The sequence below is a fragment of the Geodermatophilus poikilotrophus genome (assembly GCF_900111455.1).
In the GTDB taxonomy this organism is placed as follows: domain Bacteria; phylum Actinomycetota; class Actinomycetes; order Mycobacteriales; family Geodermatophilaceae; genus Geodermatophilus; species Geodermatophilus poikilotrophus.
This window is the reverse complement of the sequence record NZ_FOIE01000008.1, coordinates 156,609-169,661: the sequence shown is the minus strand read 5'-3', so window position 1 is coordinate 169,661 and position 13,053 is coordinate 156,609. Positions and strand designations below refer to the sequence as shown.

The window sequence follows — 13,053 nt, the reverse complement described above, 5'->3', positions numbered from 1 at the left end:
CGAGTGACATGTCGCGGATCGGACGACTGCCGATTCCCGTGCCCGGTGGCGTGGACGTCACCATCGAGGGCCAGACGCTGAACGTCAAGGGTCCCAAGGGCACTCTGAACCACACCGTCGCCTCGCCGATCACCGTCGAGCGCGGCGAGGACGGCACGCTGCAGGTGCAGCGGCCCGACGACGAGCGTGAGAGCCGGGCCCTGCACGGGCTGTCGCGCACGCTCATCGCCAACATGATCACCGGCGTCACCGAGGGCTACACCAAGACCCTCGAGATCGTCGGCGTCGGGTACCGCGTGCAGGCCCGCGGGTCGGACCTCGAGTTCGCCCTGGGCTACAGCCACCCGGTGCCGGTGAGGGCCCCGGAGGGGATCACCTTCACGGTCGAGTCCCCGACCCGCCTGCGGGTGACCGGGATCGACAAGCAGCTGGTGGGCCAGGTCGCGGCCAACATCCGTGGGCTGCGCCGTCCGGACCCCTACAAGGGCAAGGGCGTGCGCTACCAGGGTGAGGTCGTCAAGCGCAAGGTCGGGAAGACGGGTAAGTGATGGCACAGACCGAGAAGAGCGGTGCTCGGGTGCACAAGCCCGTCGGCACCGACGTCAGCACCGCGCGGCGGGTCTCCCGCCTGCGCCGGCACACCCGGCTGCGCAAGCGCGTGGGCGGCACCCCGGAGCGCCCGCGCCTGGTGGTCAAGCGCAGCTCGCGGCACATCCACGTCCAGGTCGTCGACGACACCGTCGGCCGTACCCTGGTCAGTGCCTCGACGCTGGACGCCAGCCTGCGCACCGCCGAGGGCGACAAGTCCACGCTGGCCCGCCGGGTCGGCGCCCTGGTGGCCGAGCGCGCCAAGGCCGCTGGCATCACCGCGGTCGTGTTCGACCGGGGCGGCAACCGGTACCAGGGCCGCATCGCGGCGCTGGCCGACGGCGCCCGCGAGGGCGGGCTGGACTTCTGATGAGCAACACCGCGAACCAGCAGATCGAGAGGGACGTCTGATGCCAGGACCACAGCGACGCGGCGGCGGCGCCGGCGGCGGCAACGACCGCCGCGACCGTCGTGACGGCGGGCGGGGGCCCGGCGGCGCACCTGCCGAGAAGAGCAACTTCATCGAGCGCGTGGTGGCCATCAACCGCGTGTCCAAGGTCGTCAAGGGCGGTCGGCGTTTCAGCTTCACCGCCCTGGTGATCGTGGGCGACGGCGACGGCACCGTGGGCGTCGGCTACGGCAAGGCCAAGGAGGTGCCCGCGGCGATCGCCAAGGGCGTCGAGGAGGCCAAGAAGCACTTCTACAAGGTGCCGCGCATCGCCAGCACCATCCCGCACCCGGTGCAGGGTGAGGCGGCGGCGGGCGTCGTGCTGCTCAAGCCGGCCAGCCCCGGTACCGGTGTCATCGCCGGTGGCCCGGTGCGCGCCGTGCTCGAGTGCGCCGGCATCCACGACGTGCTCTCCAAGAGCCTGGGGTCGTCGAACCCGATCAACATCGTGCACGCGACCATGCAGGCGCTGAAGGAGCTCGTCCGTCCCGAGGAGATCGCGGCCCGCCGCGGTCTGCCGCTCGAGGACGTCGCTCCCGCGGCCATGCTGCGGGCGCGCGCGGGCCAGGGGGTCTGAGATGCCGCAGCTGAAGGTCACCCAGGTCCGGTCGGCGATCGGCACCAAGCCCAACCAGCGCCAGACGCTGCGCTCGCTGGGCCTCAAGCGGATCAACGACTCGGTCGTCCAGGAGGACCGTCCCGAGATCCGCGGGATGGTCGCGACGGTGCCGCACCTGGTCACCGTCGAAGAGATCAGCTGAGCAGGGACACACACAATGACTCTCAAGGTCCACCACCTGCGTCCGGCCCCCGGCGCCCACACCCCGAAGACCCGTGTGGGTCGCGGTGAGGGCTCCAAGGGCAAGACGGCCGGTCGCGGCACCAAGGGCACCGGTGCGCGCGGCAACACCTCCGCGCGCTTCGAGGGCGGGCAGACGCCGCTGCACATGCGGCTGCCGAAGCTGTCGGGCTTCAAGAGCCCGAACAAGGTCGTCTTCCAGGTCGTCAACCTCGACCGGATCGCGGCCCTGTTCCCTCAGGGCGGCTCGGTCAACCCGGACACCCTCGCCGAGGCCGGCGCCGTGCGGCGCGGCCAGCCGGTGAAGGTGCTCGGCACCGGCGACCTGGGCGGTGCCCAGGTGCACGTGCACGCGCACGCGTTCTCCGCGTCGGCCGCTGAGAAGATCAGCGCGGCCGGGGGCAGCACCACCCGCATCTGACCGCCGACGACCCCCGGGGCGCAGCACCACCGCCCCGGGGGTCGTCTGCTGCCCGGCCCGGTGCACGAGCGCCGGCGGGCCCGGGGGACGACGACGCCGCGCGGCGCCCGTGTCGACGGGTGTCCGGACGTCGGCCCCCTGCCGTTGCTAACCTCATCCGACCGAGCAGGGGAGGGCACGTGCTGCAGGCGTTCGCTGCGGCGTTCCGGACGCCAGACCTCCGGCGCAAGCTGCTGTTCTCCCTGGCGATCATCGCCGTGTACCGCTTGGGAGCCGCGATACCGGGCCCCGGCGTCTCCGTCGAGGCCATCAACAGCTGTCTCGAGCAGGCCCAGGCCTCCGACCAGCGCGACCTCTACTCGCTGGTGAACCTGTTCTCCGGCGGTGCGCTGCTGCGGCTGTCGGTCTTCGCGCTCGGGATCATGCCGTACATCACGGCGAGCATCATCGTGCAGCTGCTGGTCGTGGTGATCCCACGGTTCGAGCAGCTGAAGAAGGAAGGGCAGTCGGGTCAGGCGAAGCTGACCCAGTACACCCGTTACCTGACGATCGCCCTCGCCGTCCTGCAGAGCACCGGCATCATCGCGCTGGCCCGCAGCGGCCAGCTGTTCCCGGGCTGCTCGCAGGACATCATCCCGTCGAACTCCATCTGGACGACGATCGTCCTGGTGGTCGCCCTGACCGCCGGCACCGCCGTCATCATGTGGCTGGGCGAGCTGCTCACCGAGAAGGGGATCGGCAACGGCATGTCCGTGCTGATCTTCACCTCGATCGCCGCGCGCATCCCCGCCGAGGGCGGCGCCATCCTGCAGACCCGTGGCGGCGTCGTCTTCACCGTCGTGTGCCTGTTCGCCCTGCTGATCATCGGCGCAGTGGTCTACGTCGAGCAGGCGCAGCGGCGCATCCCGGTGCAGTACGCCAAGCGGATGGTGGGCCGCCGGATGTACGGCGGGACGTCGACCTACCTGCCGCTGAAGGTCAACCAGGCCGGCGTCATCCCGGTCATCTTCGCGTCGTCGCTGCTCTACCTGCCGCAGTTGATCACCCAGCTGCAGGGCGCCGAGACCGGTCCGGTGCGCCAGTTCTTCGAGAACTACGTCATCGACCAGAGCAGCCCGGTGCACGTCGCGCTCTACTTCGGCCTCATCGTCTTCTTCACGTACTTCTACGTGTCGATCACGTTCAACCCGGAGGAGCGGGCCGACGACATGAAGCGCTACGGCGGCTTCATCCCGGGCATCCGCCCGGGCCGGCCCACTGCGGAGTACCTGCAGTACGTGCTGTCCCGGATCACCCTGCCCGGGTCGCTCTACCTGGGGATCGTGGCAGTGCTGCCCAACTTCTTCCTGTCCGTGACGCAGGAGGGGCAGAACCAGAACTTCCCGTTCGGTGGCACCGCGGTGCTCATCATGGTCGGAGTGGGGTTGGAGACGGTGAAGCAGATCGAGACGCAACTCAACCAGCGCAACTACGAAGGGTTCCTGAAGTAGTGCGCGTCGTGCTGCTGGGCCCCCCCGGAGCGGGCAAGGGGACCCAGGCGCAGGTCATCGCCGATCGGCTCGGGGTCCCGGCCATCTCGACCGGTGACATCTTCCGCGCGAACGTGAGCGGCCGCACCGAGCTCGGGCTGCAGGCCAAGAGCTACATGGACGCCGGTGACCTGGTCCCCGACGAGATCACCGTGGCCATGGTCAAGGACCGGCTCGCCGAGGACGACGCCAAGGGCGGCTTCCTGCTCGACGGCTTCCCGCGCACCATCGCCCAGGCCGAGCAGCTGCGGGACTCGTTGCACGAGCTCGGGCAGGCCCTGGACTGCGTGCTCGAGCTCGTCGTCGACGAGGACGAGCTGGTGCGCCGGCTCTCCGGGCGCCGCGTGCTCGTCGACGGCCAGTGGGTCCAGCGGGACGACGACAAGCCCGAGACCGTGCGGCACCGGCTGCAGGTCTACCGGGAACAGACCGCCCCGCTGTCGGGTTGGTACGACTCCGAGGGACTGCTGACGCAGATCGGTGCCATCGGCGCGGTCGAGGAGGTCACCGAGCGGGCGATGAGCGCGCTGGAGACCTGCGGAGGCGCGCGTCCCGACGGGCCGAGCGCGGGCTGAGGACGGGCGGCGCAGATGACGGCCGGTGGCATCCTCGGCCGGATCCCGCTGCTGGCGAAGTGGAGTGGACGGATGATCCAGATCAAGACGCCGCACGAGCTGGAGCTCATGCGTGCTGCGGGGCTCGTCGTGGCCGGGGCGATCGCGGCGGTCCGCGGCGCCGTCCGGCCCGGTGTCACCACCGGTGAACTGGACGCCATCGCCGAGGACCACATCCGCACCGCCGGCGCGGTGCCGTCCTTCCTCGGTTACCACGGCTTCACCGGCAGCATCTGCACGTCGATCAACGACGAGATCGTGCACGGCATCCCGGACCCCAGTCGCACCCTCGCCGCGGGCGACAACATCTCCATCGACTGCGGGGCGATCCTGCAGGGGTGGCACGGCGACTCGGCCGTCACCGTCACCGTCGGCCCGCCGTCGGCGGAGGACGCGGCGCTGATCGAGGTCACCGAGCGGTCGATGTGGGCCGGGCTCGCCAAGGCGCTGGCCGGCGGGCGGCTGACCGACATCAGCCACGCGGTCGAGCAGACGATCACCGCCGAGGAGCACCCGTACGGGATCGTTGACCACTACGGCGGGCACGGCATCGGCACCGAGATGCACCAGGACCCGCACGTCCTGAACTACGGCCGGGCCGGACGCGGGCCCCGGCTGGTGCCGGGGCTCGCGCTGGCCATCGAGCCGATGGTCACCGTGGGCGACCCGGCCACGGTCGAGCTCGAGGACGGCTGGACCGTGGTCACCAAGGACGGCTCGCGTGCGGCCCACTTCGAGCACTCCGTCGCCATCACGCCCCAGGGTCCCTGGGTCCTCACGGCCGAGGACGGCGGCGTCGCCGGGCTGGCCCCCTTCGGGATCACCCCCCGCACCTGAGGAAGGACCCCCTCGCCCCCCACCGCTCGCAAGCTCGCGGCGGGACCCTGCGAGGAGGCCACAGCGGCACCGGATGTGCTGCTGCCGCTGTGATGGAGGCCGGGTTGGAGCGGCGCGCCGGGGCGGGGTACAGTGGCCGATGGCGCTCGCGTCGCCCTGCTGTCGTGCTGTGGCCGTACGACCCGGGGCGCCCTCGCGGGAGCGTCTGCACCACCCGTTCTGTACACCACCGAGCGCGTCCGCCGGGTTTCCGGCATGGGTGCGCGAGGACACCAGCACCACCGAGTCAGGGAGGCCGTGTCGGGCATGGCGAAGAAGGACGGGGCCATCGAGGTCGAGGGTCGCGTCGTCGAGCCGCTGCCCAACGCGATGTTCCGGGTCGAGCTGCAGAACGGGCACCGGGTGCTCGCCCACATCAGCGGCAAGATGCGCCAGCACTACATCCGCATCCTGCCCGAGGACCGCGTGGTCGTGGAGCTCTCGCCCTACGACCTGACCCGCGGTCGCATCGTCTACCGGTACAAGTAACCGCCGCTGCGCGCAGCCCCGAGGGTGGGCGCGCTCGGCGCACGATCGACAGGAATGAGGGGCGGCACCGGTGAAGGTCCAGCCGTCGGTGAAGAAGATCTGCGACAAGTGCAAGGTGATCCGCCGGCACGGCCGGGTCATGGTCATCTGTGACAACGCCCGCCACAAGCAGCGGCAGGGCTGAGGGAGTACCTGGACATGGCACGACTGGCCGGCGTCGACCTCCCCCGCGACAAGCGGATGGAGATTGCGCTCACCTACATCTACGGCATCGGCAAGACCCACGCCAAGGAGACCCTGGCCGCGACGGGCGTGAGCCCCGACCTGCGCGTCCGGGACCTCGGTGACGAGGACCTGCTGAGGCTCCGCGACTACATCGACGAGCACTTCCGCGTCGAGGGTGACCTGCGCCGCGAGGTGGCCGCCGACATCCGCCGCAAGGTGGAGATCGGCTGCTACCAGGGCCTGCGTCACCGCCGCGGGCTGCCCGTGCACGGGCAGCGCACCCGCACGAACGCGCGCTCGAGCAAGGGCCCGCGCAAGACCATCGCCGGCAAGAAGAAGGCCGGCAAGAAGTAAGCCGTGAGGCGCGTCGTCGCACGACCCGTGAGGGCGGGAGCGACGGCGCGCCCCTCGTGCTCATCTGGCCACTGATCTGAAGGAAACCGGAGAGACATGCCTCCCAGGGCTCGCGCCGCGGCTGGTGCCAAGAAGGTCCGCCGCAAGGAGAAGAAGAACGTCGCCCACGGCGCCGCGCACATCAAGAGCACCTTCAACAACACGATCGTGTCGATCACCGACCCCACCGGGAACGTGATCAGCTGGGCCTCCGCCGGCCACGTCGGCTTCAAGGGCTCGCGCAAGTCCACGCCGTTCGCCGCGCAGATGGCTGCCGAGAACGCCGCGCGCAAGGCGCAGGAGCACGGCATGCGCAAGGTCGACGTCTTCGTCAAGGGCCCCGGCTCCGGCCGCGAGACCGCCATCCGGTCCCTCCAGGCCACCGGCCTCGAGGTCGGCCAGATCCAGGACGTGACCCCGCAGCCGCACAACGGCTGCCGCCCCAAGAAGCGCCGCCGGGTCTGACCGGCCACTGACGAGACTGACGAGGAGTACCTGACGTGGCCCGTTACACCGGAGCCGACTGCCGCATGTGCCGGCGCGAGAAGATGAAGCTGTTCCTCAAGGGCAGCAAGTGCGAGTCCCCGAAGTGCCCGATCGAGATCCGGCCCTACCCGCCGGGCGAGCACGGCCGGGGCCGCAGCAAGGACAGCGAGTACCTGCTGCAGCTGCGTGAGAAGCAGAAGGCACGCCGCATCTACGGCGTCCTCGAGAAGCAGTTCCGCGGCTACTACGAAGAGGCCAACAAGAAGTCGGGCAAGACCGGTGAGGTCCTGCTGCAGATCCTCGAGTCGCGCCTGGACAACGTCGTGTACCGGGCCGGCTTCGCCGAGTCCCGCGACATGGCCCGCCAGCTGGTGCGCCACGGTCACATCCGGGTCAACGGCCGCAAGGTCGACATCCCGTCGTACCGGGTCAGCTCCAACGACATCATCGAGGTCGCCGAGAAGTCGCGGCGGCTGCTGCCCTTCGAGATCGCCCAGGCCCGCGCCGGCGAGCGCCCCGTGCCGCCGTGGCTGGAGGTCATCACCAGCCAGCTGCGCGTGCTGGTCCACAGCGTCCCGGCCCGCCAGGTGATCGACACCCCGGTCCAGGAGCAGCTGATCGTCGAGCTCTACTCCAAGTAGCAGCTCGCCGCCTGGTGCAGGGGCCCCGGTCCCTGCACCAGGTCGGCCCCGGCGGGCGGACAGATGTCCGCCGGGGCCTGCACCACCCCCTCACGGCGTCATATGGCGGTCGCCGGAGGACCTGGAGGAGAACACCACCATGCTCATCGCACAGCGCCCCACGCTGACCGAGGAGACCATCTCCGAGCAGCGCTCGCGGTTCGTCATCGAGCCGCTGGAGCCCGGCTTCGGCTACACCCTCGGCAACTCGCTGCGCCGCACCCTCCTGTCGTCGATCCCCGGCGCTGCTGTCACCAGCATCCGGATCGAGGGCACCCTGCACGAGTTCACCACCGTGCCGGGCGTCAAGGAGGACGTCACCGAGATCATCCTGAACCTCAAGGGTCTGGTCGTCAGCTCCGACTCCGACGAGCCGGTGACCATGTACCTGCGCAAGCAGGGCCCCGGTGAGGTCACCGCCGCCGACATCGCGCCCCCGGCCGGTGTCGAGGTGCACAACCCCGAGCTGCACATCGCCACGCTGAACGGCAAGGGCCGGCTGGAGATCGAGCTGGTCGTCGAGCGGGGCCGCGGCTACGTGCCGGCGCCGCAGAACAAGCAGCCCGGCCAGGAGATCGGCCGGATCCCCGTCGACTCGATCTACTCGCCGGTCCTCAAGGTGACCTACGCCGTCGAGGCCACCCGTGTCGAGCAGCGGACCGACTTCGACCGCCTCGTCGTCGACGTCGAGACCAAGCCGTCGATCGCCCCGCGTGACGCGATCGCCAGCGCCGGCTCCACCCTGGTCGAGCTCTTCGGCCTGCTGCGCGAGCTGAACATCGACGCCGAGGGCATCGAGGTCGGCCCGAGCCCGGCCGAGGCCGCCGACATCGCGAACTTCTCGATGCCGATCGAGGACATGGATCTCACCGTCCGGTCCTACAACTGCCTCAAGCGCGAGGGCGTGCACACCGTCGGGGAGCTCGTCACCCGCTCCGAGGCCGACCTGCTGGACATCCGGAACTTCGGGGCCAAGTCCATCGACGAGGTCAAGATGAAGCTGGCGGCCATGGGCCTGGCGCTCAAGGACAGCCCGCCCGGGTTCATCCCCACCTCGGTCGAGAGCTACGACGAGGGCTACGAGACCGACGCCTACCAGGGCCACGGCGAGTTCGCCGCCGGCTACGACCAGGTGCAGTACGACGACGGCTCCTACCAGGAGACCGAGCAGCTCTGAGGAAGGACCCCGCTGCCCCCCACACGGCTCGCGAGCTCGTGGCGGGACCCTGCAGCGGGGACTGCCGGACGGCGGGGGAACCCGCCGTCCGGCACCGCCACCGAGCCCGCCACACTGGCTCGGACGCACCACCCGCGCTCCGCGCACGAGACACCAGCACATCACGGAACGCAGCCGGCACCGCGGCCCGGCAGCCTGAGGAAGGACCGACATGCCCACCCCCACCAAGGGCCCCCGTCTCGGCGGTTCCCCCTCGCACGAGCGGCTGATGCTGGCCAACCTGGCCACGTCGCTGTTCGAGCACGGGCGGATCACCACCACCGAGGCGAAGGCCAAGCGGCTGCGTCCCCTGGCCGAGAAGCTGGTGACCTTCGCCAAGCGCGGTGACCTGCACGCCCGCCGTCAGGTCATGACGACCATCCGGGACAAGGACGTCGTCCACACCCTGTTCGCCGAGATCGGCCCGCGCTTCGCGGCCCGCCCGGGCGGCTACACCCGCATCACCAAGGTGGGCCCGCGCAAGGGCGACAACGCGCCCATGGCGGTCATCGAGCTGGTCGAGGGCCAGACCGTGGCCCAGCAGGCCGTCGGCGAGGCCGAGCGCGCCCGTGGCACCCGCTTCGCCGGTGCCGCCTCGGGCGCGGGCGCCGCGTCCGCTGCCGGTGAGGTCACCGCCGACGCGCTCGAGGCGGCCGCCGCCGACGAGGCCACGACCGAGGCCGTGACCACCGACGCCGTGGCCACCGACGCCGTGGCCACCGATGCCGAGGCCGTCGACGCGGACGACGCCGCGGGTGCGACCGCCGCGGGCGACGCGGACGCGACCGACGGGACCGTGGCCGTCGACGCCGAGTCCCCGAACGACGGCCAGGGCACGGACGGCGCGCGGTGAGCGAGCGGGAGAACCCGGGCGAGGGCGCCCCTGCCGGTGCCGCCGGGGTCTCCGCCGGCGGCGGTGACCAGGGGGCGACCTTCGCGGGCGAGACCACCGGTCCCGGCGGCGACACCTCGCCGGCCGTGACCTCGGGCGACGTCGACCCCGAGGCCCAGGCGGTCGTCGCGGACGTCTTCAACCCGGACGGCGAGCGTCAGGACGACTCCGACGTCACCCCGGAGCCGCAGCGCGAGAACGTCGCCGTCGTCGACGACCCGACGCTCTCCCCGGACGTGGCCCGCGCTGCCGCCGCCGAGATCGAGGCCGCCGAGCTCGGTGACGCCGCGACCGCCGGCCTGCAGGCTCCTGGGGGCGAGGCCGCTCCCGATCCCCGGTGAGCGGTCGCTGACCACCAGCACTGCTGACGAGCCCGCCACCGCACCCGGTGGCGGGCTCGTGCGTCTCCGGTTGGGGATCGCCTACGACGGCACCGCGCTGCACGGCTGGGCCCGTCAACCGGCGCAGCGCACGGTGCAGGGCGACCTCGAGGAGGCCCTGGCCCGGGTGCTGCGGCAGCCGGTCGCGCTGACCGTGGCCGGGCGCACGGACGCCGGGGTGCACGCCACCGGCCAGGTCGCGCACGCCGACGTCCCCCGTGCCGTGTGGGAGGAGCAGCGGCCCCGGCTGCTGCGCCGGCTGCGCGGTGTGCTCCCGCCCGACATCGGCGTCCACTCGGTCGAGGAGGCGCCGCCGGACTTCGACGCCCGCTTCGGGGCGCTGCGCCGGCACTACGTCTACCGCCTCACCGACGCCGACAGCGGTCCGCCGCCCCTGCGCCGCGCCGACACGGTCGGCTGGTCCCGGCGGTTGGACGCCGACGCGATGGCGGCCGCCGCAGGACTGCTGCTGGGCCTGCACGACTTCGCCGCCTTCTGCCGCCGGCGGGAGGGCGCGACGACGATCCGCACGCTGCTGACCCTGGCGGTGACCCGCGAGGGCGACCTGGTGACCGTCCGGGCCTCCGCGGACGCCTTCTGCCACTCGATGGTGCGCAGCCTCGTCGGCGCGCTCACGGCGGTGGGGGAGGGGCGGCGCCCACCGGGGTGGCCGGCGGCGCTGCTGACGAGCACGGAGCGCTCCAGCGAGGTGCCCGTCGCCCCGCCCGGCGGGCTGACCCTGGTCGGGGTCGACTACCCCCCGGACGACGACCTGGCGGCCCGCGCGGTGGTCACCCGGGGTCTCCGCTCCTGAACGAGGACGGGGTCCTCCTTCACGGCAGCGCGGCGACGGCCTCCTCGATCGGGGTGTCACCGCTGACCAGCTCGACGACCTCGTCGGTCTTCCCGGCGTCCAGCAGCGCGACGAGCACCGCGGCGACGTCGTCCCGGGGGACCTCGCCGTAGTCGACCCCGTGGGCCAGGGTGACCCGGCCGGTGCCCGGCTCGTCGGTCAGCCGGCCGGGCCGCAGGATCACCGTGTCGAGCGCGGGCCGGGGCAGGATGGCGTCCTCGGCGGCCAGCTTGGCCTGCAGGTAGACGGCGAACACCGGGTCCATGCCCCGCGGCGTCCCCTGGCGCGCCTGCTCGACGCCCATCGACGACACCAGCAGGTACGGGCGGACGCCGGCCCGCTCGGCGGCATCGGCGAGCAGCAGGGCCGCGCCCTTGTCCACGGTGTGCTTGCGGGCCTCCCCGCTGCCCGGACCGGCACCGGCGGCGAAGACGACGGCGTCGGCACCCGACACCACGTCGGCGACCCGGTCGACGGGGGCCTGCTCGAGGTCGAGGACGACCGGCTCCACGCCGTCTGCGCGGAGGTCGTCGGAGTGCGCGGGGTTGCGGATGATGCCGACCGCCGTGTCGCCGCGGCCGGACAGCAGGCGGCCGAGGCGGCGGGCGACCTGCCCGTGGGCGCCGGCGATGACGATGCGCATGGGGAGGCCCTACCCCTGGGTCCGGCGGGGTACCCGGCGGGGACCGAGCCGGGCGGCGGCGGCCCGGGCGCGGGCCAGGTCGGCCGGGGTGTCGCAGTCGGTCCACGGCGGCGGCTGACCGGACTCGACCTCGGGGTGCAGCCGCCGCACGGCCAGCGGGGCGAGCACCCGGCGCACCGAGGTGGGCCCGTCGACGTCGGCGACCGCCGCGCGCAGGGCCGCCGTCCGCCACACCCCCAGCAGCAGCTGGTCCCGGTCGGTGTCGTCCACGACGAGCACGCCGTCGCCGGTGAGCCGCTCGCGCAGGGCCCGGACCAGCCCGGCGGTGAGGAACGGCAGGTCGCCGGCGAGCAGCGCCACCACCTCGGTGGGCACGTGCGCCAAGCCCGCCCGCATCGCGGCCACCGGCCCCCCGCGCGGCGGGTCCTCCCGCACGACGACGACGTCGGCCGGCACCGGCTGGGGCGGGCCGACGACGACGCGCGGCGCGGCGTCGGGGACCGCGGCCAGCACCGCCTCGAGGATGGTCCGCCCGCCGACGTCCAGCTGCGGCTTGGCCTGACCGCCCATCCGCGCCGCGCGGCCGCCGGCCAGGACGACGGCGGCGAAGGGCGGGAGCGCGGCCACGCTGCGACCGTAGGGCCCGGACGTGGGTACCGTCGCCCTCCGTGGGACGAGTGACGAGCCGGACGCCGGTGCTGCGGATCCGCGGCGCGGCGCACAGCACCCGCCCGGACACCGTGGCGGCCGAGGAGCCGCTGGAGATCCGGCTGGCCGGCAAGGCGCTGGCGGTCACCATGCGCACGCCGGGCGACGACTTCGACCTGGTGCACGGCTTCCTGGCCACCGAGGCGGTGATCGGCTCGGCCGACGACGTCGCCGGGCTGCGCTACTGCAACTCCGTCGACGAGGACGGCCGGAACACCTACAACGTCGTCGACGTCGACCTCGCCCCCGGCGTGGAGCCGCCGGACACCGCCCTGGATCGCAACTTCTACACGTCCAGCTCCTGCGGCGTGTGCGGCAAGGCCAGCATCGACGCGATCCGCACGAAGACGCGCCACGACGTCGCCGGGGACGCCGTCCGGGTGCCGCTGCCGACGCTGCTCGCGCTGCCCGACCGGCTGCGCGCCGCCCAGCAGGTGTTCGACAAGACCGGTGGGCTGCACGCCGCGGGCCTGTTCACCGCCGACGGCGAGCTGGTGGCCCTGCGCGAGGACGTCGGCCGGCACAACGCCGTGGACAAGGTCGTCGGCGACGCGGTGCGCGACGGGCGGCTGCCGCTGGCCGGGCACGTCCTGATGGTCAGCGGGCGGGCCAGCTTCGAGCTGACGCAGAAGGCGGCGATGGCCGGCATCCCGGTGCTCGCGGCGGTGTCGGCGCCGTCGTCCCTGGCGGTCGAGCTGGCGGCCGACGTCGGCATCACCCTGGTCGGCTTCCTCCGCGGCGACGGCTGCAACGTCTACACCCGCACCGAGCGGGTCGTCCTGTGACACCGCGCCGCACCGCGGCCACCTGCCG

General features: G+C 72.4%; 20 protein-coding genes. 18 read left to right on the top strand and 2 right to left on the bottom strand.

What is annotated here, in order from left to right:
* Positions 1-8 precede the first annotated feature (8 nt).
* From rplF to truA, 17 genes are all read left to right on the top strand, one after another.
* The gene (gene rplF / locus BMW27_RS18360) at positions 9-548 is read left to right on the top strand and encodes a 50S ribosomal protein L6 (protein WP_012950467.1); all 540 of its coding nucleotides are present in this window, start codon (positions 9-11) and stop codon (positions 546-548) included.
* Positions 548-958 carry a 50S ribosomal protein L18 gene (rplR, locus tag BMW27_RS18355; RefSeq protein ID WP_012950466.1) on the top strand — a complete coding sequence of 137 codons (411 nt, stop codon included), beginning with the start codon at positions 548-550 and terminating at the stop codon, positions 956-958. The genes rplF and rplR overlap by 1 nt, the downstream gene beginning before the upstream one ends.
* Before the next feature lie 40 nt (positions 959-998).
* Entirely contained in the window at positions 999-1,613 is a 615-nt protein-coding gene (gene rpsE, locus BMW27_RS18350) for a 30S ribosomal protein S5 (protein WP_012950465.1), read from the top strand.
* A gap of 1 nt (position 1,614) precedes the next feature.
* Positions 1,615-1,797 carry a 50S ribosomal protein L30 gene (gene rpmD / locus BMW27_RS18345; protein WP_091446661.1) on the top strand — a complete coding sequence of 61 codons (183 nt, stop codon included), beginning with the start codon at positions 1,615-1,617 and terminating at the stop codon, positions 1,795-1,797.
* Positions 1,798-1,812: 15 nt separating this feature from the next.
* The gene (gene rplO, locus BMW27_RS18340; protein ID WP_091446652.1) at positions 1,813-2,256 is read left to right on the top strand and encodes a 50S ribosomal protein L15; all 444 of its coding nucleotides are present in this window, start codon (positions 1,813-1,815) and stop codon (positions 2,254-2,256) included.
* A gap of 179 nt (positions 2,257-2,435) precedes the next feature.
* Positions 2,436-3,746 (top strand): preprotein translocase subunit SecY, encoded by a 1,311-nt coding sequence (gene secY, locus BMW27_RS18335; RefSeq protein WP_091446650.1) that lies wholly within the window; start codon positions 2,436-2,438, stop codon positions 3,744-3,746.
* A gap of 8 nt (positions 3,747-3,754) precedes the next feature.
* Positions 3,755-4,360 (top strand): adenylate kinase, encoded by a 606-nt coding sequence (locus BMW27_RS18330; protein ID WP_245743700.1) that lies wholly within the window; start codon positions 3,755-3,757, stop codon positions 4,358-4,360.
* A 15-nt stretch (positions 4,361-4,375) separates the two neighbouring features.
* Positions 4,376-5,236: a type I methionyl aminopeptidase gene (gene map / locus BMW27_RS18325; protein WP_245743698.1), complete on the top strand. Its 861-nt coding sequence runs from the start codon at positions 4,376-4,378 to the stop codon at positions 5,234-5,236.
* Between the two features lie 306 nt (positions 5,237-5,542).
* A complete protein-coding gene (gene infA / locus BMW27_RS18320; RefSeq protein ID WP_012950459.1) occupies positions 5,543-5,764 on the top strand; it encodes a translation initiation factor IF-1 in 222 nt (73 codons plus the stop codon).
* A gap of 70 nt (positions 5,765-5,834) precedes the next feature.
* Entirely contained in the window at positions 5,835-5,948 is a 114-nt protein-coding gene (rpmJ, locus tag BMW27_RS18315) for a 50S ribosomal protein L36 (RefSeq protein WP_012950458.1), read from the top strand.
* Positions 5,949-5,962: 14 nt separating this feature from the next.
* Positions 5,963-6,343 carry a 30S ribosomal protein S13 gene (gene rpsM / locus BMW27_RS18310; RefSeq protein WP_012950457.1) on the top strand — a complete coding sequence of 127 codons (381 nt, stop codon included), beginning with the start codon at positions 5,963-5,965 and terminating at the stop codon, positions 6,341-6,343.
* Positions 6,344-6,439: 96 nt separating this feature from the next.
* Positions 6,440-6,847 (top strand): 30S ribosomal protein S11, encoded by a 408-nt coding sequence (gene rpsK, locus BMW27_RS18305; protein ID WP_012950456.1) that lies wholly within the window; start codon positions 6,440-6,442, stop codon positions 6,845-6,847.
* 35 nt (positions 6,848-6,882) lie between these two features.
* A complete protein-coding gene (gene rpsD, locus BMW27_RS18300; RefSeq protein WP_091446648.1) occupies positions 6,883-7,509 on the top strand; it encodes a 30S ribosomal protein S4 in 627 nt (208 codons plus the stop codon).
* 139 nt (positions 7,510-7,648) lie between these two features.
* Positions 7,649-8,725 carry a DNA-directed RNA polymerase subunit alpha gene (locus BMW27_RS18295; protein ID WP_091446647.1) on the top strand — a complete coding sequence of 359 codons (1,077 nt, stop codon included), beginning with the start codon at positions 7,649-7,651 and terminating at the stop codon, positions 8,723-8,725.
* A gap of 211 nt (positions 8,726-8,936) precedes the next feature.
* On the top strand, positions 8,937-9,617 hold the full coding sequence (gene rplQ, locus BMW27_RS24640; protein ID WP_091446645.1) for a 50S ribosomal protein L17: 681 nt from the start codon (positions 8,937-8,939) through the stop codon (positions 9,615-9,617).
* Complete coding sequence (locus tag BMW27_RS18285; protein ID WP_091446643.1) at positions 9,614-9,997, top strand: hypothetical protein; 384 nt, start codon at positions 9,614-9,616, stop codon at positions 9,995-9,997. The genes rplQ and BMW27_RS18285 overlap by 4 nt, the downstream gene beginning before the upstream one ends.
* 58 nt (positions 9,998-10,055) lie before the next feature.
* Entirely contained in the window at positions 10,056-10,850 is a 795-nt protein-coding gene (truA, locus tag BMW27_RS18280) for a tRNA pseudouridine(38-40) synthase TruA (RefSeq protein WP_217638202.1), read from the top strand.
* Positions 10,851-10,869: 19 nt separating this feature from the next.
* Here truA and BMW27_RS18275 read toward each other — a convergent pair whose 3' ends face one another.
* Both BMW27_RS18275 and mobA read right to left on the bottom strand, forming a co-directional pair.
* On the bottom strand, positions 10,870-11,532 hold the full coding sequence (locus BMW27_RS18275; RefSeq protein WP_091446641.1) for an NAD(P)H-binding protein: 663 nt from the start codon (positions 11,530-11,532) through the stop codon (positions 10,870-10,872).
* 9 nt (positions 11,533-11,541) lie between these two features.
* Positions 11,542-12,159, bottom strand: a complete 618-nt coding sequence (gene mobA, locus BMW27_RS18270) for a molybdenum cofactor guanylyltransferase (protein WP_091446640.1) — start codon at positions 12,157-12,159, stop codon at positions 11,542-11,544.
* Between the two features lie 41 nt (positions 12,160-12,200).
* On the opposite strand from mobA, the gene fdhD reads away from it, so the two are divergent.
* Positions 12,201-13,025: a formate dehydrogenase accessory sulfurtransferase FdhD gene (fdhD, locus tag BMW27_RS18265; RefSeq protein WP_091446638.1), complete on the top strand. Its 825-nt coding sequence runs from the start codon at positions 12,201-12,203 to the stop codon at positions 13,023-13,025.
* Positions 13,026-13,053 lie beyond the last annotated feature (28 nt).

What these genes read in the sequence shown, in the direction of transcription:
- BMW27_RS18275 (WP_091446641.1), bottom strand. Translation starts at nt 11,532, where the DNA reads ATGCGCATCGTCATCGCCGGCGCCCACGGGCAGGTCGCCCGCCGCCTC.
- BMW27_RS18295 (WP_091446647.1), top strand. Translation starts at nt 7,649, where the DNA reads ATGCTCATCGCACAGCGCCCCACGCTGACCGAGGAGACCATCTCCGAG.
- rpsM (WP_012950457.1), top strand. Translation starts at nt 5,963, where the DNA reads ATGGCACGACTGGCCGGCGTCGACCTCCCCCGCGACAAGCGGATGGAG.
- rplF (WP_012950467.1), top strand. Translation starts at nt 9, where the DNA reads ATGTCGCGGATCGGACGACTGCCGATTCCCGTGCCCGGTGGCGTGGAC.
- rpsE (WP_012950465.1), top strand. Translation starts at nt 999, where the DNA reads ATGCCAGGACCACAGCGACGCGGCGGCGGCGCCGGCGGCGGCAACGAC.
- rplO (WP_091446652.1), top strand. Translation starts at nt 1,813, where the DNA reads ATGACTCTCAAGGTCCACCACCTGCGTCCGGCCCCCGGCGCCCACACC.
- rplR (WP_012950466.1), top strand. Translation starts at nt 548, where the DNA reads ATGGCACAGACCGAGAAGAGCGGTGCTCGGGTGCACAAGCCCGTCGGC.
- rpmD (WP_091446661.1), top strand. Translation starts at nt 1,615, where the DNA reads ATGCCGCAGCTGAAGGTCACCCAGGTCCGGTCGGCGATCGGCACCAAG.
- rplQ (WP_091446645.1), top strand. Translation starts at nt 8,937, where the DNA reads ATGCCCACCCCCACCAAGGGCCCCCGTCTCGGCGGTTCCCCCTCGCAC.
- infA (WP_012950459.1), top strand. Translation starts at nt 5,543, where the DNA reads ATGGCGAAGAAGGACGGGGCCATCGAGGTCGAGGGTCGCGTCGTCGAG.
- rpsK (WP_012950456.1), top strand. Translation starts at nt 6,440, where the DNA reads ATGCCTCCCAGGGCTCGCGCCGCGGCTGGTGCCAAGAAGGTCCGCCGC.
- map (WP_245743698.1), top strand. Translation starts at nt 4,376, where the DNA reads ATGACGGCCGGTGGCATCCTCGGCCGGATCCCGCTGCTGGCGAAGTGG.